Here is a 2873-nt window from a genome sequence, read left to right as displayed (position 1 = left end):
CGGGCGATCACCGCCGCCTGCTCCACCCCATCCAGCGCGGCCAGCGCCGCCCGGATCTCACCGAGTTCAATGCGATACCCACGGATCTTGACCTGCTCATCGGCCCGACCCAGATAATCCAGCTGCCCGTCGCGCCCCCAACTCACCAGATCCCCGGTGCGATACATCCGTTGTCCCGGCGCGCCGAACGGGCACGCCACAAACCGCGACGCCGTCAACCCCGGGCGGCGCACATATCCGACACCGACCCCCGTACCGGCCACATACAACTCCCCGACCACCCCGACCGGCACCGGACGCAGCCACCGGTCCAGCACGAAGAACGCCGCGCCGGGCACCGGCGAACCGATCGGCACGACATCCGACCCGGCGGTCAGCGGCGCGCTCAAGGCCACCCACATCGTCGTCTCGGTCGGGCCGTATTCGTTGATCATCACGCGCCCGGGTGCCCACCGTTCGGTCAGCTCGGCGGGGCAGGCCTCGCCGCCCACCAGCAGGGCCACCGACTCCAGCCCCTCCGGCGACAACGTCCCCACCGCCGAGGGGGTTTGGCATAGGACGCTGACCTGTTCGGTGATCAGCAGCGCGCGGAAGTCTTCCGGTGCGGCCGCCACCGACTCGGGCACCACCACCAACCGCCCACCGTGCAGGAGGGCGCCGTAGATCTCCCACCCCGAGATGTCGAAGCTGTAGGAGTGCCACTGCGACCACACCTGCTCGGGCCCGGCCAAACTCGGGTCAAGAGACCCCAGCAGCTCGGTGACGTTGCGGTGGGTGATGGCAACGCCTTTGGGCACCCCGGTGGTGCCCGACGTGTAGATCACGTAAGCGATGTCATCGGGATCCGGCGCCGGCAATCCCGTGTCGGGGAAGCCGTCAATGCGGGGATCGGCCACATCGATGACCGTTAGGTCGCACCCATCCAGCCGCCCGGCCAGCGCCGCGGTGGTGATCGCGACAATCGGCGCGGCATCGGCCACGACGAACGCGATCCGCTCCGCCGGATGCGCGGGGTCGATCGGCAGATAGGCCGCCCCGGTCTTGAGCACCGCCAACATCGCTACGACTGCCTCGGCGCAACGGTTGAACAGCAGCGCCACGCACTGTCCCGGACCCGCGCCTTGGGCGGTCAGCAGGTGCGCCAGCAGGTTCGACGCCTCGTCGAGCTCCCGGTAGGTCATCGACCGGCCGTCGGAGCTGATCGCCACGGCCTCCGGGGCGCGGGTGAGCTGCGCGGCGAACACCGCCGGAATCGACGGCGAGGGTGACGCCGTCGGGGTCAACGCCGCCCGGTTGCCGATCTCATCCAGCCGAGCGTGCTCGCCCGCGTCCAGCACGTCCACGGACGACAACACTCGGGACGGCTCGGCGGTGACCGCGATCAGCACTCGCTCCAGCCGCTCGATCAGCGCCTCGATGGTGGCCGCGTCGAACACGTCGGTGCGGAACTCCACCGAGCCGCCGATGCCGGCGGGATCACCGGCGGAAGTCCAGCGTTCGCCCAGCGTGAAGGTCAGGTCCATCCGGGCAACCCGGGTGTCCGCCGCCAGCGGTGTGACCTGCAGATCACCCAGGGCCAACCCGGCGGGGACGCCGTCCTCCCGCGCGAAGTTCTGCCAGGCCAATACCACCTGTATCAGCGGGTGGTGGGCCAGGCTTCGGGTCGGGTTGAGCCGCTCCACGAGCAGCTCGAAGGGCACGTCCTGGTGCTCGTAGGCGGCCAGACTGCGCGCCCGCACCTGATCCAGCGATTCGGTGAAGCTCGGGTCGCCGGCCAGGTCGACCCGCAACACCAGGGTGTTGACAAAAAAGCCCACCAATCCATCGAGTGCGGGATCATCGCGCCCGGCGATCGCGAATCCGACCGCCACGTCGCTGCTGGCGGTCACCTTGGCCAGCAGTACGGCCAGGGCGGCCTGGATCACCATGAAGCTGGTCGCGTTGTGCTCCCGGGCCACCGCGCGCACCCGCTGCTGCAGCTCGGGCGGCCACTCCACCATGACGCTGGCGCCGCGGTAGTCGGCCATGGGCGGATAGGGCCGGTCGGTGGGCAGCGCCAGGCGCTCGGGCAGCCCGGCCAGCTCCTGCTCCCAGTACGCCAGCTGGGCGGCGATCGGGCTGTCGCTGTCGGTGACCTCACCGAGCTGGGTGCGCTGCCACAGCGTGTAATCGGCGTACTGCACCGGCAACGGCGCCCAACCGGGTGCCTGCCCCGCACACCGGCTGGCATAAGCCAGTCCCAGATCACGCACCAGCGCGGTGATCGACCAGCCGTCGGAAGCGATGTGGTGCACCACGGCCACCAGCACGTGTTCGTCGTCCGCGATGCGGAAAAGCCGTGCCCGCAAAGGAATCTCGGTGGCCAGATCGAACGAGTGACGCACCGTCGGGTCGATGGCCTCCTGCAGCCGGGTTTCCGGCCAGCCGGTGGCATCGACGACCTGCCAACCGAAGTCGGCCTGCTCGATCGGGATAACCACCTGTTCGGGTATCCCGTCGATCGCCGGGAAGAGGGTGCGCAGGGTCTCCTGGCGGGCTACCACATCGGCGAGCGCCGCCCCTAACGCCTCGGCATCCAGCCGTCCGCTGAGCCGCAGCGCCACCGCCATGTTGTAGATCGGTGAAGGCCCCAGCAACTGGTCGATGAACCACAAGCGTTGCTGGGCAAACGACAACGGCACCACCTCAGGCCGCTCAACCGCCACCACCGGCTGGCGTCGACCGCCACCTCCGCCGACACGGAGCGCCAACTGGGTCACCGTGGGCGCCTCAAACACGGTGCGCACCGAAAGCTCTGCCTTCAGACCCATCTCGATCGCGGCGACCAAGCGCATCGCCAGCAGCGAATCCCCACCCAGATCGAAGAACGACTG

At 69.2% G+C, this 2873-nt stretch carries 1 protein-coding gene; it reads right to left on the bottom strand.

The window, feature by feature from the left end; translation table 11 throughout:
- Nucleotides 1-2873: non-ribosomal peptide synthetase (locus K883_RS19580; RefSeq protein ID WP_036455734.1), on the bottom strand; the 2873-nt coding region annotated here is incomplete at both ends.

The sequence above is a fragment of the Mycobacterium sp. TKK-01-0059 genome, from assembly GCF_000709305.1.
Taxonomy (GTDB): domain Bacteria; phylum Actinomycetota; class Actinomycetes; order Mycobacteriales; family Mycobacteriaceae; genus Mycobacterium; species Mycobacterium intracellulare.
Note: the sequence above shows the minus strand (reverse complement) of the source record. Positions and strands in the feature narration are given on the sequence as shown.